Raw genomic sequence first — 24,623 nt, forward strand, 5'->3', positions numbered from 1 at the left:
GTCACGTTGCCCTTCGCGGCACGCCCACGCAGAAAACCAACCGCGAGACCACTAAAAGGGACGGACGCGCGTGGACCTGTTCGAGTACCAGGCGAGGGACCTCTTCGCCAAGCACGGTGTACCGGTGCTGGCCGGTGAAGTCATTGACACGCCTGAGGCAGCCCGCGAGGCGACCGAGCGGCTGGGCGGCAAGTCTGTCGTCAAGGCCCAGGTGAAGGTCGGCGGCCGGGGCAAGGCGGGCGGCGTCAAGCTCGCCGCCACCCCGGACGAGGCGGTCGCCCGTGCGACCGACATTCTCGGCATGGACATCAAGGGCCACACGGTCCACAACGTGATGATCGCCGAGACCGCACCGGAGATCCTGGAGGAGTACTACGTTTCGTACCTCCTCGACCGCACCAACCGCACCTTCCTGGCCATGGCCTCGGTGCAGGGCGGCATGGACATCGAGGAGGTCGCGGAGAAGACCCCCGAGGCCCTCGCGAAGGTCCCGGTCGACTCCAACTCCGGCGTCACCATCGAGAAGGCCCGCGAGATCGTGGCCCTGGCGAAGTTCCCGGCCGAGGTGGCCGAGAAGGTCGCCGAGGTCCTGGTGACGCTGTGGGACACCTTCGTCGCCGAGGACGCGCTCCTCGTCGAGGTGAACCCGCTGGCCAAGGTGGCCTCCGGCGACATCATCGCGCTGGACGGCAAGGTCTCGCTCGACGAGAACGCCGACTTCCGCCAGCCCGGCCACGAGGCTCTTGAGGACAAGGCCGCAGCCAACCCGCTCGAGGCTGCCGCCAAGGCCAAGAACCTCAACTACGTCAAGCTCGACGGCGAGGTCGGCATCATCGGTAACGGTGCCGGTCTGGTCATGTCGACCCTGGACGTCGTCGCGTACGCCGGTGAGAACCACGGCAACGTGAAGCCCGCCAACTTCCTCGACATCGGTGGCGGCGCCTCCGCAGAGGTCATGGCGAACGGCCTGGAGATCATCCTCGGCGACCCGGACGTCAAGTCCGTCTTCGTCAACGTCTTCGGTGGCATCACCGCTTGTGACGAGGTCGCCAACGGCATCGTCCAGGCTCTGGCGCTGCTCGAGTCCAAGGGCGAGAAGGTCGAGAAGCCGCTGGTCGTGCGCCTCGACGGCAACAACGCGGAGCTGGGTCGCAAGATCCTTTCCGACGCCAACCACCCGCTCGTGCAGCGTGTGGACACCATGGACGGCGCGGCCGACAAGGCCGCCGAGCTCGCCGCGGCTGCGAAGTAAGGGACGAGGGACTCCAACACCATGGCTATCTTCCTCACCAAGGACAGCAAGGTCATCGTCCAGGGGATGACCGGCGCCACGGGCATGAAGCACACCAAGCTCATGCTGGCTGACGGCACCAACATCGTCGGCGGCGTGAACCCGCGCAAGGCCGGCACGACCGTCGACTTCGACGGCACCGAGGTCCCGGTCTTCGGTTCCGTCAAGGAAGCGATGGAGAAGACGGGCGCGGACGTCTCCGTCCTCTTCGTGCCGCCGGCCTTCGCCAAGGCCGCCGTCGTCGAGGCGATCGACGCCGAGATCCCGCTCGCGGTCGTCATCACCGAGGGCATCGCCGTCCACGACTCCGCAGCCTTCTGGGCGTACGCGGGCTCGAAGGGCAACAAGACCCGGATCATCGGTCCGAACTGCCCGGGTCTCATCACCCCCGGCCAGTCCAACGCCGGCATCATCCCGGGCGACATCACCAAGCCCGGCCGCATCGGTCTCGTGTCCAAGTCCGGCACGCTGACCTACCAGATGATGTACGAGCTCCGTGACATCGGCTTCTCGTCCGCCGTCGGCATCGGTGGCGACCCGGTCATCGGTACGACGCACATCGACGCCCTCGCGGCGTTCGAGGCCGACCCCGAGACCGACCTCATCGTGATGATCGGCGAGATCGGCGGCGACGCCGAGGAGCGTGCCGCCGACTTCATCGCGAAGAACGTCACGAAGCCGGTCGTCGGTTACGTCGCGGGCTTCACCGCCCCCGAGGGCAAGACCATGGGCCACGCGGGCGCCATCGTCTCCGGCTCCTCCGGCACCGCCCAGGCGAAGAAGGAGGCCCTTGAGGCCGCCGGCGTGAAGGTCGGCAAGACGCCGACCGAGACCGCCAAGCTGGCGCGCGAGATCCTCGGCGCCTGATCGCCGCGCCGAGGCCGTTCCACCGCCTCGGCACAGCGTCACCGCACGGACGGCGCGGGCCCGTACCCCGGACAGGGGTACGGGCCCGCGCCGTCTCGCGTTCTCCCGTCTCGCGTTCTCCCGTTCCGGGATCCTCCGCCGTCAGGGGATCCGGGGCACCAGCCGTTCCGGGCCGTTCGCGAACTCCTCGCGCAGGACCCGCTGGAGCTGCAGATCCTGGGAGGTGAGCTTCTGCGGGCCACCGCGCGGCGGCACACCGCCGACCCGCTCGGCGGGCGCGAGCGGCTGCTCGTACCGGGTGGGGGCCGTGTGCAGGGTGAACCCCGTCACCCCGATCAGCAGCGCGGCCAGGGCGATCGCCGCCCGGGTCCAGAGCTGGGCCTTGCGCTCACTGCCGCTGCGCACCGCACGGGGCGGCGGCAGCGCGGGCACCTTTCCGGCGAGGGCGAGCGCGCCCAGCCTCTCGCGCAGCAGCGCCGACTGATCGGCCGGTGACGCGGGGCCCGCCAGTTCGGGCAGCCGTTCGGCGACGGCGGCCCGTGCGTTCATCAGCCGGCCCGCCGCCGCCGGGGTGCTCGCCTCCGTCTCGGCCGCCGTCTCCGGCAGATCCAGGCCCACACCGTCGTAGAGCAGCAGCGTGCGCCGGTACGAGGGGGGCAGATCGAGCAGCGCGTCGCGCAGCGCCCGCCGGCCGGGCTCGGCGGGCGGCGCGTCGGGGTGCCGGTGGGCGCGGCGCAGCCGGTGCCAGGGCGACATCGCGTACTCGTACGCGGCGGCCCGTACCCAGCCCGCCGGGTCACGGTCCACGGCGACCTCCGGCCAGCGCTGCCAGGCCAGCTGGAACGCGCGCTCGACGGACTCGCGGGAGAGGCTCCGGCGCCCGGTCAGGAGATACGCCTGGTGGACCAGGCTCTGCCCGTGATGGCTGTACAGGGCGTCGAACGCCTCATGGGGAGAGAGCGCCGCGACGCCCCCCGCCCCGTCGCCGGGATGGGCGTCGGCGTCCGGTGCGGCGCCCGGCGGCGGACTCGCCGCGGATCTCACCGCGTGGCAGGGCTCGGGGCCGGACCCGACGCCGGGCTCGGGCGGGGACACGGCGGTGCTCCCGGTGGCCGCGACGAAGGGCGCGGGGGACACCGAGGGCGCGGGAGGTGCCTTCGGTGCGGGTGCGGTGGCGGGGGTGGTTGCGGGGGTGGGCCGTCTGTCCGGTTCGGACAGCTTCGGGACCGCCGGGGGCGTCGGAGGCCGTGCCGCCCCTTTCGCGGCGGGCCTCGGCCGGGTGGTCGAGTGGCTCGGCGCGGCGCGAGTGGCCGGAGCGGGTTGCGACTCGTCCTCGGCGCAGGCGCCGATGAGCCTGGCGTACGCCGCGCGCTTGCGCCCGCGGGGGCTCGTGCGCCCCGTCTCCCAGGAGCGCACGGTGGCGCGCGTGACGCCGATGGCCGCCGCGACCTGCTCCTCGGTCAGTGACTTCGCCTCACGCAGTCTGCGGCACTCCTTGGGGGAGGGCAGCGGGGTGGCGGCGGCCGTATCGGTCGTGCTCCGCGTCATGAGTGGCCCCCGGAAGCGCTGCACTGGGTGAAAAAGTACATAAACGTATATTGAGCGACACAGCGGCCGTTCGCCCGTTACACGGAATAAGCGCGTGTCGTTGGCAGCATGGCGGCGTGACCCAAGTGACCGAGCGCAGCCCGATGTTGTCGGCCGAGCGGGGCAGGTCCACCGCTCTGGCCTCCGCCTTTCTGCGGGGAGTGATCGCGGCGGGGCTCGGGCTCGGCTCGCTCGCCGTGCTGGTCATGGTGCTGTGGATCAGCTCTCCGTACCCGGACAGCGGGCCCGGCGGAGCCCTGCACGTCGCGGCCGGGATCTGGCTGCTGGCGCACGGCGCCGAACTCGTCAGAACCGACACCCTCAGCGGTGTCCCGGCCCCTGTGGCGACCGTCCCGCTGCTGCTCGTACTGCTGCCGGTCTGGCTGGCGCACCGGGCCGCCCGTGATGCGGCGGATCCCGACGAGGGGCGTGCCCGGCCCTCGCCGGCCGGTGCCTTCTGCGCGGTCACGGCCGGATATCTGCTGGTCGCGGCGGGCGCGGCGGCCTATGCGCGGGGCGGGTCGCTGAGTGCGGACCCGGACTCGCTGGTGTTCCCGGCGGCCTTCGTGGTGGCGGGTGCGGCGGCGGCCGGGGTGTGGACGGCGACCGGGCGCCCGCTGGGGTCCGTGCCGTCCTGGGCGCCGCTGTGGCTCCAGGAGGCCGTCGCGCGCACCCTCTTCCGGACCCGCGTCGAGACGCTGTGCCGGTCCGCCGCGGCCGGGGTGATGGTGCTGCTCGGCGGCGGTGCGCTGGTGGTGGCGGCGGGGCTGGTGTGGCACGCGCAGGAGACCCAGCAGTCCTTCCTGGCGCTCTCCGGGGACTGGGCGGGGCGGTTCGCCGTGCTGCTGCTGGCCCTGGCGCTGGTGCCGAACGCCGCGCTGTGGGGTGCCGCGTACGGCCTCGGCCCCGGATTCGTGCTCGGTACGGGGGCCACGGTCACCCCGGCCGCCGTCCTCGGGCAACCCGCTCTGCCCCACTTCCCGCTGCTGGCGGCGGTGCCGGACCAGGGGCCCGGGTCGCTCGCGAACTGGGCGGCCGCGGCGGTCCCGGTCGCGGCCGGTCTGGCGGTCGCCTGGTTCACCGTACGGAGGGCGGTTCCGGTCCCCGCGGTACGCGAGGGGTCCTGGAGCCCGTGGGAGACCGCGCTGGTGACGCTGCTGGCCGCGGTGGGCTGCGGGGCCGGTACGGCGGTGCTCATGGCGATGGCCGGGGGGCCGCTCGGGACGGGGGCGCTGGCGGACTTCGGGCCCGTGTGGTGGCTGACGGGACCGGCCGCACTCGCGTGGACGGCGGTCATCGGCGTACCACTGGCGCTGCTGCTTCGGGTGTGGCGGATGCGGGAGCCCGGATGGGCGTGGCGGCGGGCCGCGACGGAGGAGCCCCGGGGGCCCCGGGTGGAGACGCGCCCCGGGAGCGACGTGGGCGGCGGCAGCGACGAGTCCGAGCGGGAGTCCGCGCAGAAGTCCGCGCAGAAGTCCGTGCAGGTGAGCGCCGGGCGGCGGCGCTGGTGGAAGGGGAAAGGGAAGGGGAAGGGCGACGCTGGGGAGGGAGCGGGCGAGGCCCCCGTGCCCGGCTCCGGCTCCGTGCCCGGTTCCGTGTCCGGCGTACCCGCGTCGGCGTCCGCTGCGCGTCCGGGAGGCACGTCCCGCGGGGCGGACGCGGCGACAGGGACGGGTGGGGCGGACGCGGGCTTCGAGCCCTACGACTTCCTTCCGGCCGACCCCTGGCACGACACGGAGGTCAGGGAGGCCCGGTGGGCCTCGCTCAAGCAGGGTTCCGGCGGGCTCATGGCCGACTTTCCGCCGGATGCGCCGTCCGACCGGGCTCCGGAAGCCTCGCGGCCCCCCGAGCCCGGCCAGGAGGCTACTCCTTGACGCCGAAGAAGGGTTCCAGCGGCTTCGGCAGCAGATCGTTGCAGGCCAGCGCCCCGGACTTGGTCAGGGCATCGTTCACGCAGGTGTAGTAGTCGCGGTAGACCAGCTGGACCGTGAACGTCGTCGCGACGATCGACAGCGCGAGCAGGGCGGTCACCAGCCCGCTGACCGCCGCCGTGGTCTGCGGCCTGGTGCTGCCGCCCTGCGCGGTGGCGGGAGGGGTTCCCGGCGCGGGCGGCGTCGTGCGGCCCTCCGTCCCTTCCGTACCGGTCACCGCGGTGGCGCCCGCACCGGCGCCCGCCCCCGCGGCTCCTGCCGCCCCGTCCTTCGCGGACGCGCTGCCCGGCTTCGCGGACGCGCTGCCCGGCTTCGCGGACGCGCTGCCGTCCTTCGCGGACGCGCTCCCGGGCTTGGCGCGCAGGGAGCTCAGTGCCCAGTAGACGGAGAGCGCACCCAGGAGCAGGGCGACCTCCGGGAAGTCGAAGAGCGCGAAGAAGAACGCCCACATGCCGCCGAGCACCGCGTACCGGGCGCGCCGCTGGGCGGGGTCGGTCGGGTCCCAGCGCAGTCCGCCCGGATTGCGCTCCGGTCCGCCCTGCCCGCCGGTGCCGTTGCCGCCGGGGCGGCTGCCGAACCCACCGTTGCCCCGGCCGGGCTGCTGGTCGCTCCACTGGCTGCCCCACGCCGGGCGGTCGCCGGAGGAACCGCTGCCCGAGCCGTCGCCCTTGCCGTTCCTGTCACCGTCCGGGGACGAGGAAGAGGAGGACGGGTGACGCGGCTGCCACGGCTGGTCGGGCCGGTCCACGGGCGGCGCCGCGAACGGATTGTCGTCGGAGGAACCGGCGGAACCTGAAGGACCGGGGGAACCGGAAGGACCGGCGGAACCTGAAGGGCCGGCGGAATCTGAGGGGCCAGAGGAACCAGGGGCACCGGAGGAACCAGGTGCACCAGAGGAACGAGCAAGGCGGAAGGCGGTGCGGCGGCGTCGGTCCGGCATGTGGTGAACGTCTTCCCCATCTCGTCATGTCCGTCCCGAGGACGGTTCGTCCGCCCGGTGGACGGCTCGCTGTCCCCTGACGCTACCTCCCGGTCACGCCCCCGTCCCGTGGGGGCCGCTGGGTGTGCCGGTATCGTTGCTGACGGTCGGCTCGTTCGTAGAGTTCCCCGTATCGAGGGGCGAGATTCTTTCGTACGACCGTACAAAGAGCACCGCAAGCACATCGCACCTGAGTTACCACGCGAGAAAGGGCCCAGCTGTGGCCTCCCCGCCCCCCTCCGCCGCTCCGGCCCGCCTGGTCGTGCTGGTCTCCGGATCCGGTACGAATCTCCAGGCACTGCTCGACGCCATCGGTGACGACCCCCTGGGGTACGGCGCCGAGGTCGTCGCGGTCGGCGCGGACCGCGACGGCATCGTCGGTCTGGAGCGTGCCGAGCGCGCCGGGTTGCCCACTTTCGTGTGCAAGGTCAAGGACCATGCCACCCGCGAGGAGTGGGACGAGGCGCTCGCGGCCGCCACGGCCGCGCACCGCCCGGACCTCGTCGTCTCCGCGGGATTCATGAAGATCGTGGGCAGCGCGTTCCTCGCCGCGTTCGGCGGCCGGTTCATCAACACCCACCCCGCCCTGCTCCCCAGCTTTCCCGGTGCCCATGGGGTGCGTGACGCGCTCGCGTACGGCGTCAAGGTCACCGGCTGCACCGTCCACTTCGTCGACGACGGCGTCGACACCGGTCCGATCATCGCGCAGGGCGTGGTCGAGGTGACCGAAGAGGACACGCCGGAGGGCGAAGCCGCTCTCCATGAACGCATCAAGGAAGTCGAGCGCAAGCTGCTCGTCGAGGCCGTGGGGCGACTCGCCCGTGACGGCCATCGCATTGAGGGACGAAAGGTTCATCTCGGTCATGTCGGTGAATAAGCCCATCCGCCGCGCCCTGGTCAGTGTCTACGACAAGACGGGGCTCGAAGACCTCGCCCGCGGTCTGCACGGGGCGGGCGTCGAGCTCGTCTCCACCGGCTCCACCGCCGCGAGGATCGCCGCCGCCGGAGTGCCGGTCACCAAGGTCGAGGAGCTCACCGGTTTCCCCGAGTGCCTCGACGGCCGCGTGAAGACGCTGCACCCCCGCGTGCACGCCGGAATCCTCGCCGACCTGCGCCTGGACGCCCACCGCGAGCAGCTCGCCGAACTCGGTGTGGAGCCCTTCGACCTCGTCGTCGTCAACCTGTACCCGTTCAAGGAGACCGTCGCCTCCGGCGCCTCCGACGACGAGTGCGTGGAGCAGATCGACATCGGCGGCCCGTCGATGGTCCGCGCCGCCGCCAAGAACCACCCGTCCGTGGCCGTCGTGACGAGCCCCGAGCGGTACGCCGACGTCCTCGCCGCCGTCGAGGCGGGCGGCTTCGACCTGAGCGCCCGCAAGCGCCTGGCCGCCGAGGCCTTCCAGCACACCGCCGCGTACGACGTGGCCGTGGCCTCCTGGTTCGCCGCCGATTACGCCGCCGCCGACGACTCGGGCTTCCCCGACTTCTTCGGTACGACGTACGAGCGCGGCAACGTCCTGCGCTACGGCGAGAACCCGCACCAGCCCGCCGCCCTCTACACCTCGGGCGCCGGTGGTCTGGCCGAGGCGGAGCAGCTGCACGGCAAGGAGATGTCGTACAACAACTACACGGACACCGACGCCGCGCGCCGGGCCGCGTACGACCACGCCGAGCCCTGTGTCGCGATCATCAAGCACGCCAACCCGTGCGGCATCGCGATCGCCGACGATGTCGCCGAGGCGCACCGCAACGCGCACGCCTGTGACCCGATGTCCGCCTTCGGCGGTGTCATCGCCGTCAACCGTCCGGTGACCGTCGCCATGGCCGAGCAGGTCGCGGAGATCTTCACCGAGGTCATCGTCGCCCCGGCGTACGAGGACGGCGCCGTCGAGGTGCTGGCCCGCAAGAAGAACATCCGCGTGCTGCGCTGCCCCGAGGCCCCGGCCGCCGAGGTCGAGGTCAAGCCGATCGACGGCGGTGCGCTGCTCCAGGTCACCGACCGGCTCCAGGCCGACGGCGACAACCCGGCGAACTGGACCCTCGCCACCGGTGAGGCCCTCTCCGAGGACGAGCTCAAGGAGCTCGCCTTCGCGTGGAAGGCGTGTCGCGCGGTCAAGTCCAACGCGATCCTGCTCGCCAAGGGCGGCGCCTCGGTCGGTGTCGGCATGGGTCAGGTCAACCGTGTCGACTCCGCCAAGCTCGCGGTCGAGCGGGCGGGCGAGGAGCGGGCGCGCGGGGCGTACGCCGCCTCCGACGCGTTCTTCCCGTTCCCCGACGGCCTGGAGATCCTCACCGCGGCCGGTATCCGGGCCGTGGCCCAGCCCGGTGGATCGGTCCGCGACGAGCTGGTCGTCGAGGCCGCGCAGAAGGCGGGCGTGACCATGTACTTCACCGGCACGCGCCACTTCTTCCACTGAGCCGGCCCGTTCCGGCGCCGCCGATTCGTCGCGTTCCGGCGCGGCACGGGCCGCACCCTCTCCGGGGGTGCGGCCCGTGCCGCGTCCGGGGGGCCCGGAGTCTCCCGGAATTCTGGACTTCGTCGTCCCTCTGTTCTAATAAACGGCCGTGGGAAATCCGTAGCGGGGGCGTCGTGCTTGATCTGAACAAAGGGAAATCGGGCCGGTCCGGGGCGGACGGCGGCGATCCGCCTTCCCGTGTGCCGGCCCCCGGCGGACCGGTGCTCGACGCGACCGCGGACACCGCGGACGCTGCCGGGGGCGTCGGCACCGCGGACGACGCGGATGTCAGCCGTGTTCCGCTGCGCCCGTACCTGATCGCCGCGGCCGTCCTGTGCGCGCTCTACTTCCTCTACTCCCACCTCCAGTACAGCCGGTTCGGCTCACCCTCCTGGGACCTGGGGATATTCGAGCAGGAGGTACGGGCGTACGCTGGCCTGAACGCCCCCGTCGTCGACATCAAGGGCCCCGGCTATCTGATCCTCGGCGATCACTTCAGCCCCGTCGTGGCGCTGCTCGCCCCGCTCTACTGGATCTGGCCCTCCGCCGAAGCCCTGCTGTTCGCGCAGGCGGCCCTGTTCGCCGTCTCCGCAGCGGTCGTCGGGCGCACCGCCCAGCAGATCCTGGGCGGCCGCTCGGGCCTGTGCGTCACCGTCGCGTACGGGCTCTCCTGGGGCCTTCAGGAGGCGGTGAAGTCCGACTTCCACGAAATCGCCTTCGCCGTACCGCTGCTCGCCCTCGTCTGCCGCGCCCTGCTCACCCGCCGATGGACCGCCGCCGCCCTCTGGGCCCTGCCGCTGGTCCTGGTCAAGGAGGACCTGGGCGCCACCGTCGCCGTCGTCGGCTTCCTGCTCTTCCTGTACGGCCGCCGGCTCCAGGGCGCCCTGCTGGCCGCCTTCGGCCTGCTGGCCTTCGTCGTCACCGTCTTCGTCCTCATACCGGCGGCCAGCAGCGCGGGGACGTACGACTACTGGACGAAGATCGACAAGAACGGCGAGCAGGACGTCTCCCTCTTCGACTCCGTCCTCGGCGCCCTCAACTCCTCGGTCAAGATCGAGATGCTGGTCTTCCTGGTCGGCATCACCGCCTTCATGGCGCTGCGCTCGCCCCTGATCCTGCTGATCCTGCCCACGCTGGGCTGGCGCCTGCTGTCCCAGGACTCCCACCACTGGGGCATGGTCTGGCACTACAGCGCGATCCTGATGCCGGTGCTCTTCCTGGCCATGGCCGACGGCATCCGCCGCAGCCGCGCCTCCGCGCGCCCCTGGCTCGCCTCGTACGCGAAGGTCGCCGTCCCCGTCGCGACCGCGATCGCCCTGGCCCTCACCCAGCATCTGCCGCTGCGCGACCTGCTGCGTCCCGAGGCCTACCGCACCGACGCGCGCACCCACGCGGCCCGGCAGGCGCTGGAGGCCATCCCCGCGGGGGCGCGCGTCGAGACGGACATCACGCTGATGGCGCACCTCACGGGCGACCGCACCGTCTACTGGGTCGGCGGAGCCCCCGGTACCGCCCCCGACATCGTCGCCATCAACCTGGACTTCGGCTGGGCGCAGCCGATCACCGACCCGGTGGCGTACGCCCAGCAGCTCCACCCCGAGGCGCGCTACCGGCTCAAGCACCGGTCCGGGAGCTTCGTGGTCATGGAGCGCACCACCCCGGCCCCGGCGGAGATCCCCGGACGCTGACAGCCGGTACGGAGGTTCGGGGCGGGACGGACGCCCGTACGGGTCCGGGGCGCGTACGGAGGGTCGGGGGGGCGGGGCGAACGCCTGTACGGGGCCCGGAAAACGCGCGGAGGCCGCCCCCGGTGAACGGGTGCGGCCTCCGGTGCGAGCGGGGCGGTTCAGCCGGCCTTGACGACCACCGACGAGCAGACCTTGTCCGCGAACGTCTGCTTCTTCGAGTCCCACAGCGGCCACAGCCAGCCGATGTAGCAGGCGACGCTGTCCAGGAAGTGGGCCAGGCGGCGCACGAAGGCCATGCCGAAGCCGAGCGGACGGCCGTCGGCCTCGCGCAGCAGCCGGATGCCCACGGCCTTCTTGCCGACCGTCTGGCCCGTGGTGCCTTCCTGGTAGCACTGCCAGAGGGCGACGGCGATCATCGCGACGAAACCGATGACGGCGAGCACGGCTCCCACGGCGTCACCGACGCCACCGCCGATGATGGCCACCATGTACGGAACCATGAGGATCAGGCCGTCGATGATGAACCCGCCGAGGCGCAGGCCCCAGTGGGCCAGCTCGGGCATGCCGCTGCCGTAGCCCGGCTGCTGCTGCGGGTAGCCGCCGCCGTAGGGCTGGCCGGGCTGCTGCTGGGGGTAGCCGTAACCCTGCTGCGGGACACCCTGCGGAGCCTGCTGCGGGTAGCCGTAACCGGGCTGCTGGCCCTGGGGCGGCTGGCCGGGCTGCTGCCCGTACGGGTTGTTCGGGTCGCCGAAGCTCATGGGTGTTCCTTACAGCAGACGTGCGGGGACGGTTACGGCCGCACGGAGGAAGGAACAGGTCAGCGGTCCGCCCCCCGTACTACCGCGGCACTGCGACCATCATCGTTATAAGTCGCACGTAAGTTTGTCCAGTCCGGGTCACCAGGTGTTGTGCAAGTGCAACCTTGTGTCCACGCGGTGACCCGCAATTGGTATGCGGGCGGGGTCATCCGCGAGGATGGGAACATGACTGCCCAGATTCTCGATGGCAAGGCCACCGCTGCCGCGATCAAATCCGATCTGACCGTCCGTGTGGCGGCCCTCAAGGCCCAGGGCATCGTCCCCGGCCTGGGAACCCTGCTCGTCGGGGACGACCCGGGCAGCCGCTGGTACGTGAACGGCAAGCACCGTGACTGCGCGCAGGTCGGCATCGCCTCCATCCAGCGCGAACTGCCCGACACCGCGACCCAGGAGGAGATCGAGGAGGTCGTGCGCGAGCTCAACGGCAACCCCGAGTGCACGGGTTACATCGTTCAGCTCCCCCTCCCCAAGGGCATCGACACCAACCGGGTCCTGGAACTGATGGACCCGGCCAAGGACGCCGACGGCCTGCACCCGATGAGCCTCGGCCGGCTGGTCCTCAACGAGACCGGCCCGCTGCCCTGCACCCCCCAGGGCGTCGTCCAGCTGCTCCGTGCCCACGGTGTGGAGATCAACGGGGCGCATGTCGTGGTCGTCGGACGCGGCGTCACCATCGGCCGCTCGATCCCGCTGCTGCTGACCCGTAAGACCGAGAACGCCACTGTCACCCAGTGCCACACCGGTACGCGTGACCTCTCCTCGCACCTCAGGCAGGCCGACATCATCGTGGCCGCCGCCGGTGTGCCGCACCTGATCAAGCCCGAGGACGTGAAGCCGGGCGCCGCCGTGCTCGACGTGGGCGTCAGCCGCGACGAGAACGGCAAGATCGTCGGAGATGTGCACCCCGGCGTCGCCGAGGTGGCCGCCTGGGTCGCCCCGAACCCCGGCGGTGTCGGCCCGATGACCCGCGCCCAGCTGCTGGTCAACGTGGTCGAGGCCGCCGAGCGGATGGCCGCCGAGGCCGCCGACGCCGCCGCGACCGCGGGCTGACCCGGACCGGAAGGAACCCCATGGGTGCTGGTACGAGTCAGGCCGAACCCACTCCCGCCCGCCGGGAGTCGGGTGCGTCGGGGGAGCAGGGGAAGCCTGCGGAGCCGGGCGTGGCGACGGACGACGGAGCGGGCGGCGCGGTGGGCGACGGAGCTGACGCGGTGAAGGGCGGGGGCTCCAGCGGTGCGGCACCCGGTTCGGGCGCCGAAGCCGGTGCGGACGCCGGTGCGGACGCTTCTCCGGACACGGGTGCCGAAGCCGGTGGGGACGCCGGTGGCGAAGCTGCTCCGGACGCGGGTGAGGCCGCCGGGGCCGAAGCCGTTTCCGGTAGCTCCGAGGCCGATTCCGTCTCTGCTTCCGACTCCGGGAGTGCCGCTCCCCGTAAGTCGCGCCGCTTCCCGTCGCTGACGCGCGACACGGCCCGTCCCGAGGGCGGCGGCAGGGCGGCTCCGGGCGACGCGCCCGCCCCGGCGCGGCAGTGGCCGCTGCTCACCGTGCTCTGCACGGCCGGCGCGGGGCTGCTGATCGTCGCCACGGACCCGTTCGACCAGGCGTTCCGGATCGGCACGATGCTGATCGGGTTCGCGCTCGTCGCCGGGGCCGTGCTGCGCTGGGTGGTCCCCTCGGTCGGCATGCTCGCCGTGCGGTCCCGGTTCACCGACCTGGTCACGTACGGGCTGATGGGGACCCTGATCGTGATGCTCGCGCTGATGGCCCAGCCCAAGCCGTGGCTGGACATTCCGGTGCTGGAGGACGCGGTCCACTTCACCATCCGCTGAGCCTGTTCCGACGGAGTGTCCGTCCCCTCCCCCGAGGAGGACGGACACCCGCGGCCGGGGCTCGACCGAAGCGGGAAGCTCCGGTGTGCGGTGACGTGCGTGGCCTTGCCACGTCCCGCATTCAGAGTCATGGACATGAAGAGCCGGTACAAGTGATCGCCGGGGCCTGTGGCACGGAAGTGACCATTCCGGCACGGTGTGATCGTCGCGCAACGGTGGCAGACTGGCACGGCGCACGGTACGGAGCGCGGCGCACGACAAGGCGTGCCGCAGTTCGCACGCTTCTGTGCGCTCCCTCGTCAGGAACTGACACCCTGGCTTCGCACATCCTCTTGGGCAGACCCGGAAACGGAAGACCGCCGAACCGGGCGTGGAGGCACGGAGCCGGTCGGCAGCTGGCACAGCGGACACGTCCGGGGGAATACAGAGGGGGGAGAGGGGCCATGCCTCGCTGGAAGGCGTTACCGGAGGAACTCGACCCGCAAATACGGGAGTTCGCCAGCCAGTTGCGCAGGCTCGTCGACCGCGGCGGTCTGAGCATCGCCGCGGTGGCCGACCGCACGGGTTACAGCAAGACGTCATGGGAGCGGTATCTCAACGGGCGGCTGCTCGCGCCCAAGCGTGCCGTTCTCGCCCTCGCCGAGGTGACGGGCACCGATCAGAACCACCTGAGCGTCATGTGGGAGCTGGCCGAACGCGCCTGGAGCCGCTCCGAGATGCGCCACGACAGAACGATGGAGACCATCCGGATCACGGAAGCGCGCGCGGCGCTCGGTGAGTTCGGTACGGTCCCGGCGGCGGGGGCGGGCGGCCGGGACCGCCGCTCCGGAGGCGGCAGACACGGCTCCGGGCGGTCCGCCGGCGCCGACAGGGGAGCCTCCGCCGCGCCGGGCGCGGGACCCGGCGCGCACGACGCGGCGCGCTCGCCGTCCGTACCCGTCCAGCGCGGCACGGTTTCGCACATTCCGCATCAGCCGCGGTCGCCGCACCACTCTCCACCGCAGTCCGGCCCCCAGCCGCCGAACCACAGCGGCCGTCGGGGCAGGCCCGCGGGCCGCCGCAAGCCGGCCGTGGTCGTCGCGGGGGTCGTCGGCGTACTGCTGGTCGTGACCGCTGCGGTGCTCCTCACCGGGCTGGGGGGCGACGACGGCGAGAAGAAGACCGCCACGCCCCCGTCGGCCGCACCGACGACAAGGGCGGCGGAGCTGCCGGACGGCGTCGAGTGCAGCGGCGCCGACTGCACGGGACAGGACCCCGAGGCCATGGGCTGCGGCGGCCAGTACGCCCGTACGGTGGCCAGCGCCGTGGTCGGCGGCAGCCGGATCGAGGTGCGCTTCAGCGAGCCCTGTTCGGCGGTCTGGGCCCGGATCACCGAGGCCGCCACGGGCGACACCGTGCGGATCAGCGCGGGGAAGGCCGAGCAGGACGGCACGGTGGACGCGGACAAGGACGCGTACACCCCGATGGTCTCCGTGAAGAAGGCCGACGACGCGAAGGCGTGCGCCACGCTCGCCTCCGGCACGAAGGGGTGCACCGTCCCCCAGGCGTGAGGGCGCGCGAGGCGTGCGGCGTGCGCGGCGTACTCGACGGGGGCGTGCGCGGCGCGGTGCGGTGTGCGGGTGCGTCGCCCTGAGCCGTGCCGTCTGCCGGCGTGCGCGGCGCGTGCCTCGCGGGCTGTGCACTCGCGGGCCGTGCGTGCGGGCCGTGCGTGCGGTGCGTGACCGGTTGTGTGCCGTGCCACAGGGGGGCGGGCGGCCGGGCGCGCGCGGGTCGGATAGCCTGACCGCTGGATATCTCTTCACATCAAGATTCAGAGGTGTCCAGCACCAGGGGACCGGCACGAGGGGTCGGGACCCCCACCGCCAGCTGTCTAACGGAGATCGCCATGACCCGCACTCCCGTGAATGTCACCGTGACCGGCGCAGCCGGCCAGATCGGCTACGCGCTGCTCTTCCGCATCGCCTCCGGCCACCTGCTCGGCCCGGACGTGCCGGTCAACCTGCGTCTCCTGGAGATCCCGCAGGGCCTCAAGGCCGCCGAGGGCACCGCGATGGAGCTCGACGACTGCGCCTTCCCGCTGCTGCGCAACATCGAGATCACGGACAACGCCAACGTCGGCTTCGCCGGTGCGAACGTCGCCCTGCTGGTCGGCGCACGCCCGCGCACCAAGGGCATGGAGCGCGGCGACCTGCTCTCCGCCAACGGTGGCATCTTCAAGCCGCAGGGCAAGGCCATCAACGACAACGCCGCGGACGACATCAAGGTCCTCGTCGTCGGCAACCCGGCCAACACCAACGCGCTCATCGCGCAGGCCGCCGCCCCGGACGTACCGGCCGAGCGCTTCACCGCGATGACCCGTCTGGACCACAACCGCGCGATCTCGCAGCTGGCCGCCAAGACCGGTGCCGCCGTCTCCGACATCAAGAAGCTGACGATCTGGGGCAACCACTCGGCCACCCAGTACCCGGACATCTTCCACGCGGAGGTGGCCGGCAAGAACGCCGCCGAGCTCGTCGCCGACGAGGCGTGGCTGGCCGACACCTTCATCCCGACCGTGGCCAAGCGCGGCGCCGCGATCATCGAGGCCCGTGGCGCGTCCTCGGCCGCCTCGGCCGCCAACGCCGCCATCGACCACGTGCACACCTGGGTCAACGGCACCGCCGCGGGCGACTGGACCTCGATGGGTATCCCGTCGGACGGCTCCTACGGCGTGCCCGAGGGCATCATCTCGTCGTTCCCGGTCACCACGGAGAACGGCACGTACGAGATCGTCCAGGGCCTGGACATCAACGAGTTCTCCCGCGCGCGCATCGACGCGTCGGTGAAGGAGCTCACCGAGGAGCGCGACGCGGTCCGCGAGCTCGGCCTGATCTGATCGGATTCCGGCCCCGGCCGGATCCGCCCGCCGTACGTCGAAGCGCCCCGCAGCCTCCGCTGCCGGGGCGCTTCGACGTTCCGTCCCGGTCCGCACCGGGTTGACGCACAACTGAACGAACCGTCGCACGTGCCGGCGCGACGGTCGGAAATTCGCCGCCAACGGGCGGCTCGATCCAGGTATGTTGTCCCCTTTCCATCACCGACTCGCCGCGCTGCCGGGCGGGTTGGGGACAGCAAGGGGGAACCGGTGACCCGGAGTGCCGTGCCGCGGCCGTCGCAGGGCCAGGATGATCTGCTCGGGAAACCGCCCGTGCCTCCGGCCGCGAGCGAGGCGTGCAGACTGCTCTGCGCCGGGGTCTATCTGCACGACGGCTACCGCGATGCCGTGATCGACCACCTCTATGTGCAGGAAGAGCGGATCGCCGCCCCGTCGACGGGCTTCGACGCGGCGCGGGTGCTGGCCCACGCCCTGCGGGCGCGCCGCGCCGAACTCTGGTGGGCCGCGGGCATCCTGTGCGCCTGGCTGCTGGGCGTCGTGCTCACCAGGGGTGCCATCGCCGCCCTGGTGCTGCCGAGCGTCCTCCTCGCCGTCGCCCCCCTGATCCGGGGGACGTCGCGCAACCCACCGGTCCACCGGCGTATCCCGGCGTTCCTGATGCGCTGGTACGGGCGGCTCCTGATGCTCGCCCTCGTGGTCCTGATGGCCGGCGGTGCCCTCTCCGGTCTCTTCGGTGACGACGATTCCGAGGACTACGGCTCCTCCGGCGGATACGGCTCCGACGGCTTCTCCGACTCCGTGCCGGACGGGTCGGATCTCGACTTCTCCGTACTGACCGGCGGTTTCACCTCCGGTGGGTCCGGCTCGGGCACCGCCTGGGGAGCGCTGGCCTTCTTCGCCCTGATCGCCGCGCTGGTGGGGCTCCGGCGCGGCCAGTTCGCCCGGGTCATGGCCGGTGAGCTGGCCAGGAAGAACTTCGCCGACCTCGCAGCCGACCCGGCCGAACGGGCCGTGGGCGGGCGCTTCCAGCGGCTCCAGCAGCGGATCAGACTGGAGCAGCACGCTCCGTTGATCATGTACAACGCCAACGACCCGTTCTGCGGCGCCGGGGTCCCGTACCACCCGTGGAATCTGGCCGTCGAGCTCCGGCCGAGCGAGGACGGCCCGACCGAGCCGATCGACAACGCGCGGATCCTCCGCCGGATCGTGCCGCTGCTGGAGGCGCTGCGGGTGCCGTCCCCGCACGGTTCGCCGGAGGCCGCCGCCGCCGTACGGGACCGGCTCCGCGAGCTGCGGATCGACGAGTGCGTGTTCCTGCCGGTCGTGGGCATGCCGCGGCGCGAGGACGCCCCGTACGGTGCCCAGGGCTTCGAGACCCACCGGCTGGGCGCCGTCGAGGAGGGCGGGGAGAGCCGCAGGCACTTCCTGCGCATCCGGGTCGGCGGGTGGAACGAGGAGGTCGTCGTCACCGTCTTCGTCCGGGTCCACACCCAGGGCGGGATGCTGATGCTGGAACTCGCGCCGCACGTCCTGATGCCGGTGCACCCGCTGTTCCAGGAGGCCGACCGGATCGCGCACCGGCACCGCAACAACAACTGGCTGGGGAAGGCCGCCTGGGCGGTGGCCCGCACCCCCGGCTCGCTGGTGCGCTCGGTCATCACCCTGGGGCGCGGCGGGGTCAGCGGCTGGACGCTGCTCACGGCGGGCAACAGAGGTGCGCTGCCGGACGGGCCCGCGTTGTCGATCCGGCAGCTGGGCGCGGACGACGAGGCGTCGCTGTTCCAGGACATGGACATCAACCGGTATCTGAAAAGCATTCAGGACCGGGTGACCGGTGGTGTACGACTGGCCCTGCGGGAAGCGGGCTGGCAGACCGACGAGTTCGAGCAGAAGGTCGTGAACATCGGTGCGGGCGGGGTCTTCATCGAGTCCGCGAAGGACAGCGCGATCGGCATCGGGGACCACAACACCCTCACGCACACCGACAGGCGGACCGCGGCGGACCCGAACACGGCCGCAGGGGCGAAGCCGGGCACGAAGCCGGGTCCGGGCACACCGAAGCCGGGCAGCAAGCCGGGGCCGGGCGCGCCGACATCCCCGCCGAAGGCGTCCGGCCCAGGTCCCGGCCCGGGCGCCGGGCCGCGCACCGACCAGCACCCGAACACCGGAGGTAAGTGATCATGCAGACGCCCGACGGGCAGGAGCCGGACCGGCGGACCGTCCACGTGGGGTCGGTGACCGGCAGCGCGTTCGCCATCGGCGACCACAACACCGTCACGCAGCACCAGCACGCGGCCCCGGCCGACGAGACCCAGGCCGAACTGCTGCGTGCCGTGCGGCTGCTCCGCGCCGACCTGGAACGGTTCGTCCCCTCGGACACCACGCAGATCCTCGACGCCGAACTGGTCTCGGTCGAGGAGGAGATCGAGACCGGTGGCGCAGCCGCACCCGGCCGGCTCGCCCGGCTCCAGGAAGCGCTGACGGCGGCCGGTGCCCTCACCGGGACGCTGGCATCCGGCGTCGCCGTGGGACAGGCGCTCGCCGCCCTGCTGGGAGGCTGAACGATGACCGGGGGCGGCGGACCGCGCTGGAACGACGAGACACAGAGCTGGGAGACCGAGGAGCGGCGCGGCTACACCCCGCCGCCTCCGCCGCTGCCCTCCGTACCGCCCGTGGTGCCCGGGGTACCGGCGGTGCCCGTGGTCCCCGGTCCTCCCGGTCCGCCCACGCCTCCCGGTCCGCCGGGGCCCACGCCTCCCGGTCCGCCGGGTGCGTACAACAACATCACCGGGACCTTCGTCGCGGGCGGCGCGACGTCCTTCCGGGAGCGGGTCACCCCGCTGACCGCCGGTCTCGCCGTGGCCGTGCTCGCGGTGGGTGCGGCGACGCTGTGGTTCACGCTCGGCGGCGGGGACCGGGACGGCCGCCACGGTGCGCAGGGGGCCGGCGCCACGTCCACCGAGGCCGCGGCCACCGGTGGCGGCGGGCAGGAGACCACCCGCACGGACAGCCCGCCGCCCCCCGACGCCTCGGCGTCGGATTCCGTGTCGCCGTCCGGCGCCCTGGAGGCGGGCTATACGGAGGCCGACGACGAGAAGGGCTTCACCATCGCCGTTCCGGAGGAGTGGGACGTCCGTACCGAGGAAGGCGACGGGGTGTTCTACAAGCCGGCCGGCGGTGCTGAGCTGCTCCAGGTCTTCCGGGTCTCCGAGCCGTCCATGACCGCGCTGAAAGCGGTACGCGCGGCCTCCGACGAGCGCAGCGTCAACCCGGGTTTCGAGGAGGTCCGGATCGGCGCGGTGGAGAACACCGGCGGCGGTGAGGCGGCCGAGCTGGTCTACGCCTACGACAGCGAGGAGACCGGTGGCCGGCGCCAGGTCGTCGAGCGCGTGTTCACCGCCTCGGACGGACGGCTGTACGCGGTGCTGGTCGCCGCACCCGACACGGCGTGGCCACGTCAGGAGGAGATCCTGGACGTGGCCGTGAGGCACTTCGATCCGTACGGCAACCCCTTCTGACCGAGCGGGGCGCACCCGCGCCCCGCTCAGTGCTTGATGTCGCCGGGGGTGTAGTGGCCGGGGACCTGGCGGGTGGCCACCCCGAAGCGGTTCCAGGCGTTGATCACCGTGATCGCGGCGAGCAGCTGCGCCAGCTCCGCCTGCTCGAAGTGCTCGGCGGCCTTCGCGTACACCTCGTCCGGGACGAAGCCGTCGGTCAGGACCGTGACGGCCTCGGTCAGCTCGATCGCCGCCAGCTCCTTCTCCGTGTAGAAGTGCTTCGACTCCTCCCAGGCGCTGAGCTGGATGATCCGCTCGACCGACTCGCCCGCGGCGAGCGCGTCCTTGGAGTGCATGTCCAGGCAGAGGGCGCAGCGGTTGAGCTGTGAGGCCCGGACCTTCACCAGCTCGACCAGGAGCGGGTCCAGTCCCTTCCGGGAGGCGATGTCCAGCCGGACCATCGCCTTGTAGACATCCGGGGCGAGCTCGGCCCAGGGCAGGCGGGCCGGGTGTTCCGGGGCGTACGCGGAGTGGGTGTGGCCGGGGGCGGTGCGGTCGTGCGCGTGTGTCGTCATGCCTGCGACATTACGGGCACGGTGGCGCAGCTGTATGGTCCATTTCCATGACGGATTCCTGGGCCACTTTCGGCGCCGACCTGCACCTCGACCGGGTCGGGGGCGGCCTGCGCAGTGGGCTGATGGAGGCGTTGCGGAAGGCCGTACGCACCGGACGGCTGGCGCCCGGTACCCGCCTGCCGTCCTCCCGCTCGCTCGCCGCGGACCTGGGCATCGCCCGCAACACCGTCGCCGACGCGTACGCCGAACTGGTCGCCGAGGGCTGGCTCACCGCCCGTCAGGGCTCGGGGACCCGGGTCGCCCGGCGGTCCGCGCCGCGCGAGGCGGACCGGGCCGCGCCCCTGTCCCGTCCGCCGCGGTCCGGGCCCGCCCACAGCCTGAAACCCGGGTCGCCGGACCTCTCCGCCTTCCCGCGCGCCGAGTGGCTCAAGGCGGCCCGCCGCGCGCTGACCGACGCCCCCAACGAGGCGTTCGGGTACGGCGATCCGCGCGGACGTGTCGAGCTGCGCACCGTGCTGGCCGACTATCTGGCGCGGGCCCGGGGCGTGTACGCGGCTCCGGAGCGGATCGTGATCTGTTCCGGGTTCGTCCACGGGCTGGCGCTGCTGGGCCGGGTGCTCGGGCAGCGCCGGGTGCGGGAGGTCGCCGTCGAGGCGTACGGGCTCGATGTCCACTGGAACCTTCTGACGCAGGCCGGGCTGCGCACCCCGTGCCTGCCGATGGACGCGCTCGGCTCCCGTACCGGGGAGCTGGCCGGGACGCACGGTGCCGGGGCGGTCCTGCTCACGCCCGCGCACCAGTTCCCGACGGGCGTCCCGCTGCACCCGGACCGGCGGGCCGCCGCGGTGGACTGGGCCCGGTCCACCGCGGGGCTGATCCTGGAGGACGACTACGACGGGGAGTTCCGCTACGACCGGCAGGCGGTGGGGGCGCTCCAGGGGCTGGATCCGGAGCGGGTCGTCTACCTCGGGACGGCGAGCAAGTCCCTCGCGCCCGGCCTCAGGCTGGGCTGGATGGTGCTGCCCCGGGGGATGGTGACGGAGGTGGCCCACGCCAAGGGGGAGTCCGACTGGATGACGAGTGCGCCGGACCAGCTGACGCTCGCGGAGTTCATCGTCTCGGGGGCGTACGACCGGCATGTGCGGTCCATGCGGCTGCGCTACCGGCGCCGCCGCGACCAGCTCGTCGCGGCGCTCGCCGAACGCGCGCCGGACATCCGGGTCGGCGGCATCGCGGCGGGGCTGCACGCGGTCCTCGAACTCCCCGAGGGCAGCGAGCGCGCGGTGATCCAGGCGGCGGCCCGGCAGGGGCTGGCCCTGGAGGGCCTCGCCCGCTTCCGGCACCGCGACGCCCCGGCGGGCCGCGACGCGCTGGTGATCGGTTACGGCTCCCCGCCCGACAGCGCCTGGGCGGGCACGCTGGACGCCCTGTGCCGGGTGCTGCCGTAGAACCGCCTGCCGCGCCCGTGCTCGGGGCGCCGACGGAGCGCCACCCCGTCCAGTCTGTGGCCCGCCTGCCGCGCCCGCTCCTGTGCGCGCCCGCGCTCGCGGGGTGACACATCGGCGTCGCGCACCGCCCCCCTGCCGCGAGCCGGTCACACCGGCCCGCGCACCGAACGCGCCCTGTACGCGCGCCGGTTACGCCGGGTCCGCCGCCCGGTCCACCGGCGCCTCGCCGAACCGGGCCAGGGCGAGCGCCCCCGCGACGGCCACCGCGAAGCCGGTGACAGCCAGCCAGCCCAGGCCGTCCCGGGTCTCGTCGCCGAGCCAGACGACGCCCACGAGCGCCGGCCCGATCGTCTCGCCGAGCACCATCCCGGCCGTCGCGGTGGTCACCGAACCGCGTTGCAGGGCCGACGTGAGCAGCAGGAACGCCGAGCCGCCGCCCAGCAGCAGGGCGTACGTCGCGGGGTTGGCGAGCAACGCGGCCGGAGCCACGTCGTCGATCAGCCGGACCGCGACCTCGACCACCCCGAAACCGCACCCCGCCCCGAGCCCCAGCACGAGCGCCCGGGGCCGCTCGGGGAGCCTTCCGGCCGCAGCGCCGACGAGCAGCACGCCGCACGCGATTCCCAGCATCGACCAGCGCAGCGCGTCCGAACCCGTCAGATGCCCCTCCGAGCCGGAGGCGAGACCCAGCATGCCCAGCCCGGCGACCACCACACCGACCGCGCCCCATTCGGTGCCGGTCAGCCGGACGTCGAGGAGACGGGCGGCGACCACGGCGGTGACGGCGAGGCTCGCGGCGAGTGCCGCACCCACGGCGTAGATCGGCAGCGAGCGCAACGCGATGACCTGGAAGACGAAACCGAGACCGTCCAGGCCGAGTCCGGCGACGTAACGCCACTGCCGCAGCGCCCGCAGCAGCAGCGCCGGATCGACCCCCGCGTCGGAGCCGGGCCGTGCCGCGGCGCGGGCCGCGACGGCCTGGAGGACGGAAGCCGTACCGAAGCAGACCGCGGAAGCGAGCGCGCAGATCATTCCAAAGAGCACATAGGGACTCTACTGGCGCGTGGTTGACGCACCGGGTTCCGGTCAGGTGGATCGGCCATCTAATCTGACGAGCGGTCTGACAGTGGGCCGAACAGGACATGGCAGGGCAACGGGGGAGCGAAATATGGCCAAGCGCAGGCTGAGGTCGAGCACCGTGGTGCTCGGCGGCATGGGAGTGCTCGCGGCGACGATCACCTCCTGCGGTTCGGATCCGGACCGGCGGTGCGTCGACCCGCTGACCCAGGACACACTGCCCAGCTACGAGTGCAGGGGCAGTGGAAGTGGCGGGGGGAGCGGTGGCGGCGGCAGCGGCTCGTACTACTACGGCGGCCGCACCGCGAACGGCAAGGTGACCGGCGGCAGCTTCGACAAGTCGGCGGTCGACCGGGGCGGCTTCGGCTGCTCCGGGACGGGCGGCGGCTGAACGCCGTGCAGCGCCGCACCATCGAGCCGCGCCCCGGCTGGCAGGAGACCGTCGAGCGACAGGGCCTGGTCTACCCGCTCACCCGTTACCCGGACGGATCGCTGCGCCCCTACTGGGACGAGAGCGCCTACTACACCTTCTCGCTCCCCGAGGTCGAGGCGCTCGAAGAGGTCGTCGAGGAACTGCACACCATGTGCCTGGCCGCCGCCGCGCACATCGTGGAGCGGGACCGGTTCGCCGATCTCGGCATCACCGACCGCGGGCTGACCGCGCTGATCGCCGAGTCCTGGCAGCGCCGCGCCGAACTGCCCTCCCTGTACGGCCGGTTCGACCTGTGCTACGACGGTACGGGCCCGGCGAAGATGCTGGAGTACAACGCCGACACCCCGACCTCGCTGGTGGAGGCGGCCAGTCCGCAGTGGTTCTGGATGGAGGACCGCTTCCCCGGCGCGGACCAGTGGAACTCCCTCCATGAACGCCTTGTCGACGCCTGGAAGCGGCAGGCTCCCCTGCTGCCCCCGGGACCGCTGTACTTCGCGCACTCGGACGGCGACGAGCTCGGCGAGGACCTGATGACGGTCGCGTATCTGCGCGAGACCGCCCAGCAGGCCGGGATCGACACCGAGGCACTCTCCGTCGAACAGATCGGCTGGGACCGGCTGGCCGGGCGTTTCGTCGACGAGCGGCTCCGCTTCATCCGGAGCTGCTTCAAGCTCTACCCCTGGGAGTGGCTGGCGACGGACCGCTTCGGACCGCATGTGCTGGACACCCTCGACAACGGCGGCGGCACCGGAACCACCTGCTGGATCGAGCCCGCCTGGAAGATGCTCCTCTCCAACAAGGCGCTGCTGGCCGTCCTGTGGGAGCTGTACCCGGGGCACCCCAACCTCCTGCCGTCCTACCTCGACGGTCCCCGCGAGCTGGCCGGGCCCGGCGGGGCGGGATACGTCTCCAAGCCCCTGCTCGGCCGCGAGGGTGCCGGGGTCGCCCTCCACGGGCCGGGAAGCGCGGCGGCGGTACGGGACGAGCCCTGCTGCTACCAGGAGCTCGCCCCGCTGCCCGACTTCGACGGCAACCGGGTCGTGCTGGGTGCCTGGGTCGTCGAGGACGAGGCCGCCGGGCTCGGCATCCGGGAATCGGCGGGACCGGTCACGGACGAGTACGCCCGCTTCCTGCCCCACGTCATCCTCTGAGGACTGTCCCGTGATCCCCGGCGGGCGCGCGACGACCGCGCCGCGCACCCGCCGCCGAAGGATCGCGGCCCGGGACCCTCACGCCCGGGATCCTCACGCCCGGGATCCTCACGCCCGGGGG

The 24,623-nt window shown here is 72.4% G+C and carries 21 protein-coding genes; 16 read left to right on the top strand and 5 right to left on the bottom strand.

The window, feature by feature from the left end; genetic code table 11:
- Nucleotides 1-70 precede the first annotated feature (70 nt).
- A complete protein-coding gene (sucC, locus tag OG251_RS24915) occupies nucleotides 71-1,252 on the top strand; it encodes an ADP-forming succinate--CoA ligase subunit beta (protein WP_073718268.1) in 1,182 nt (393 codons plus the stop codon).
- A gap of 21 nt (nucleotides 1,253-1,273) precedes the next feature.
- Nucleotides 1,274-2,158, top strand: a complete 885-nt coding sequence (sucD, locus tag OG251_RS24920) for a succinate--CoA ligase subunit alpha (protein WP_326679219.1) — start codon at nucleotides 1,274-1,276, stop codon at nucleotides 2,156-2,158.
- A gap of 141 nt (nucleotides 2,159-2,299) precedes the next feature.
- Here the strand turns inward: sucD and OG251_RS24925 are convergent, their stop codons facing one another.
- Nucleotides 2,300-3,706 carry a helix-turn-helix domain-containing protein gene (locus tag OG251_RS24925; protein WP_326679220.1) on the bottom strand — a complete coding sequence of 469 codons (1,407 nt, stop codon included), beginning with the start codon at nucleotides 3,704-3,706 and terminating at the stop codon, nucleotides 2,300-2,302.
- Nucleotides 3,707-3,831: 125 nt separating this feature from the next.
- Here OG251_RS24925 and OG251_RS24930 point away from each other — a divergent pair, with 125 nt between their 5' ends.
- Entirely contained in the window at nucleotides 3,832-5,619 is a 1,788-nt protein-coding gene (locus OG251_RS24930; RefSeq protein WP_442818432.1) for a cell division protein PerM, read from the top strand.
- Here the strand turns inward: OG251_RS24930 and OG251_RS24935 are convergent.
- Nucleotides 5,609-6,616 (bottom strand): hypothetical protein, encoded by a 1,008-nt coding sequence (locus OG251_RS24935; RefSeq protein ID WP_326679222.1) that lies wholly within the window; start codon nucleotides 6,614-6,616, stop codon nucleotides 5,609-5,611. The genes OG251_RS24930 and OG251_RS24935 overlap by 11 nt on opposite strands.
- Nucleotides 6,617-6,875: 259 nt before the next feature.
- Between OG251_RS24935 and purN the strand changes: the two genes are divergently transcribed.
- The 3 genes from purN to OG251_RS24950 all read left to right on the top strand — a co-directional run bounded on the left by purN (nucleotide 6,876) and on the right by OG251_RS24950 (nucleotide 10,799).
- A complete protein-coding gene (purN, locus tag OG251_RS24940; RefSeq protein WP_073718265.1) occupies nucleotides 6,876-7,532 on the top strand; it encodes a phosphoribosylglycinamide formyltransferase in 657 nt (218 codons plus the stop codon).
- Complete coding sequence (gene purH, locus OG251_RS24945; protein ID WP_326679223.1) at nucleotides 7,519-9,072, top strand: bifunctional phosphoribosylaminoimidazolecarboxamide formyltransferase/IMP cyclohydrolase; 1,554 nt, start codon at nucleotides 7,519-7,521, stop codon at nucleotides 9,070-9,072. The genes purN and purH overlap by 14 nt, the downstream gene beginning before the upstream one ends.
- 173 nt (nucleotides 9,073-9,245) lie before the next feature.
- Nucleotides 9,246-10,799 (top strand): DUF2079 domain-containing protein, encoded by a 1,554-nt coding sequence (locus OG251_RS24950; RefSeq protein WP_326679224.1) that lies wholly within the window; start codon nucleotides 9,246-9,248, stop codon nucleotides 10,797-10,799.
- Between the two features lie 158 nt (nucleotides 10,800-10,957).
- Here OG251_RS24950 and OG251_RS24955 read toward each other — a convergent pair whose 3' ends face one another.
- Nucleotides 10,958-11,557: an RDD family protein gene (locus OG251_RS24955; RefSeq protein WP_326679225.1), complete on the bottom strand. Its 600-nt coding sequence runs from the start codon at nucleotides 11,555-11,557 to the stop codon at nucleotides 10,958-10,960.
- A 225-nt stretch (nucleotides 11,558-11,782) separates the two neighbouring features.
- Between OG251_RS24955 and OG251_RS24960 the strand changes: the two genes are divergently transcribed.
- The 7 genes from OG251_RS24960 to OG251_RS24990 all read left to right on the top strand — a co-directional run bounded on the left by OG251_RS24960 (nucleotide 11,783) and on the right by OG251_RS24990 (nucleotide 19,839).
- Nucleotides 11,783-12,667 carry a bifunctional methylenetetrahydrofolate dehydrogenase/methenyltetrahydrofolate cyclohydrolase gene (locus OG251_RS24960; protein WP_326679226.1) on the top strand — a complete coding sequence of 295 codons (885 nt, stop codon included), beginning with the start codon at nucleotides 11,783-11,785 and terminating at the stop codon, nucleotides 12,665-12,667.
- 20 nt (nucleotides 12,668-12,687) lie between these two features.
- Nucleotides 12,688-13,446, top strand: a complete 759-nt coding sequence (locus OG251_RS24965; RefSeq protein WP_326679227.1) for a DUF3017 domain-containing protein — start codon at nucleotides 12,688-12,690, stop codon at nucleotides 13,444-13,446.
- A 443-nt stretch (nucleotides 13,447-13,889) separates the two neighbouring features.
- Nucleotides 13,890-14,996, top strand: coding sequence for a helix-turn-helix domain-containing protein (locus OG251_RS24970; protein ID WP_326679228.1), 1,107 nt, complete (start codon nucleotides 13,890-13,892; stop codon nucleotides 14,994-14,996).
- A 335-nt stretch (nucleotides 14,997-15,331) separates the two neighbouring features.
- Nucleotides 15,332-16,321: a malate dehydrogenase gene (locus OG251_RS24975; protein ID WP_326679229.1), complete on the top strand. Its 990-nt coding sequence runs from the start codon at nucleotides 15,332-15,334 to the stop codon at nucleotides 16,319-16,321.
- Nucleotides 16,322-16,570: 249 nt separating this feature from the next.
- The gene (locus OG251_RS24980) at nucleotides 16,571-18,499 is read left to right on the top strand and encodes a hypothetical protein (protein WP_326679230.1); all 1,929 of its coding nucleotides are present in this window, start codon (nucleotides 16,571-16,573) and stop codon (nucleotides 18,497-18,499) included.
- Between the two features lie 2 nt (nucleotides 18,500-18,501).
- Entirely contained in the window at nucleotides 18,502-18,882 is a 381-nt protein-coding gene (locus OG251_RS24985) for a hypothetical protein (protein ID WP_326679231.1), read from the top strand.
- A 3-nt stretch (nucleotides 18,883-18,885) separates the two neighbouring features.
- The gene (locus tag OG251_RS24990; RefSeq protein ID WP_326679232.1) at nucleotides 18,886-19,839 is read left to right on the top strand and encodes a serine/arginine repetitive matrix protein 2; all 954 of its coding nucleotides are present in this window, start codon (nucleotides 18,886-18,888) and stop codon (nucleotides 19,837-19,839) included.
- Between the two features lie 26 nt (nucleotides 19,840-19,865).
- On the opposite strand, the gene OG251_RS24995 is transcribed toward OG251_RS24990, so the two are convergent.
- Nucleotides 19,866-20,393, bottom strand: coding sequence for a carboxymuconolactone decarboxylase family protein (locus OG251_RS24995; protein ID WP_326679233.1), 528 nt, complete (start codon nucleotides 20,391-20,393; stop codon nucleotides 19,866-19,868).
- 47 nt (nucleotides 20,394-20,440) lie between these two features.
- Between OG251_RS24995 and pdxR the strand changes: the two genes are divergently transcribed.
- On the top strand, nucleotides 20,441-21,841 hold the full coding sequence (pdxR, locus tag OG251_RS25000) for a MocR-like pyridoxine biosynthesis transcription factor PdxR (protein ID WP_326679234.1): 1,401 nt from the start codon (nucleotides 20,441-20,443) through the stop codon (nucleotides 21,839-21,841).
- A 189-nt stretch (nucleotides 21,842-22,030) separates the two neighbouring features.
- Here pdxR and OG251_RS25005 read toward each other — a convergent pair whose 3' ends face one another.
- Nucleotides 22,031-22,873, bottom strand: a complete 843-nt coding sequence (locus OG251_RS25005) for a hypothetical protein (RefSeq protein ID WP_326681404.1) — start codon at nucleotides 22,871-22,873, stop codon at nucleotides 22,031-22,033.
- Nucleotides 22,874-23,009: 136 nt separating this feature from the next.
- On the opposite strand from OG251_RS25005, the gene OG251_RS25010 reads away from it, so the two are divergent.
- Both OG251_RS25010 and OG251_RS25015 read left to right on the top strand, forming a co-directional pair.
- The gene (locus tag OG251_RS25010; RefSeq protein WP_326679235.1) at nucleotides 23,010-23,309 is read left to right on the top strand and encodes a hypothetical protein; all 300 of its coding nucleotides are present in this window, start codon (nucleotides 23,010-23,012) and stop codon (nucleotides 23,307-23,309) included.
- Nucleotides 23,310-23,314: 5 nt separating this feature from the next.
- Nucleotides 23,315-24,502, top strand: coding sequence for a glutathionylspermidine synthase family protein (locus tag OG251_RS25015; protein WP_326679236.1), 1,188 nt, complete (start codon nucleotides 23,315-23,317; stop codon nucleotides 24,500-24,502).
- The last annotated feature ends 121 nt before the right edge of the window (nucleotides 24,503-24,623 follow it).

This window comes from Streptomyces sp. NBC_01237 (assembly GCF_035917275.1).
Taxonomy (GTDB): Bacteria; Actinomycetota; Actinomycetes; order Streptomycetales; family Streptomycetaceae; genus Streptomyces.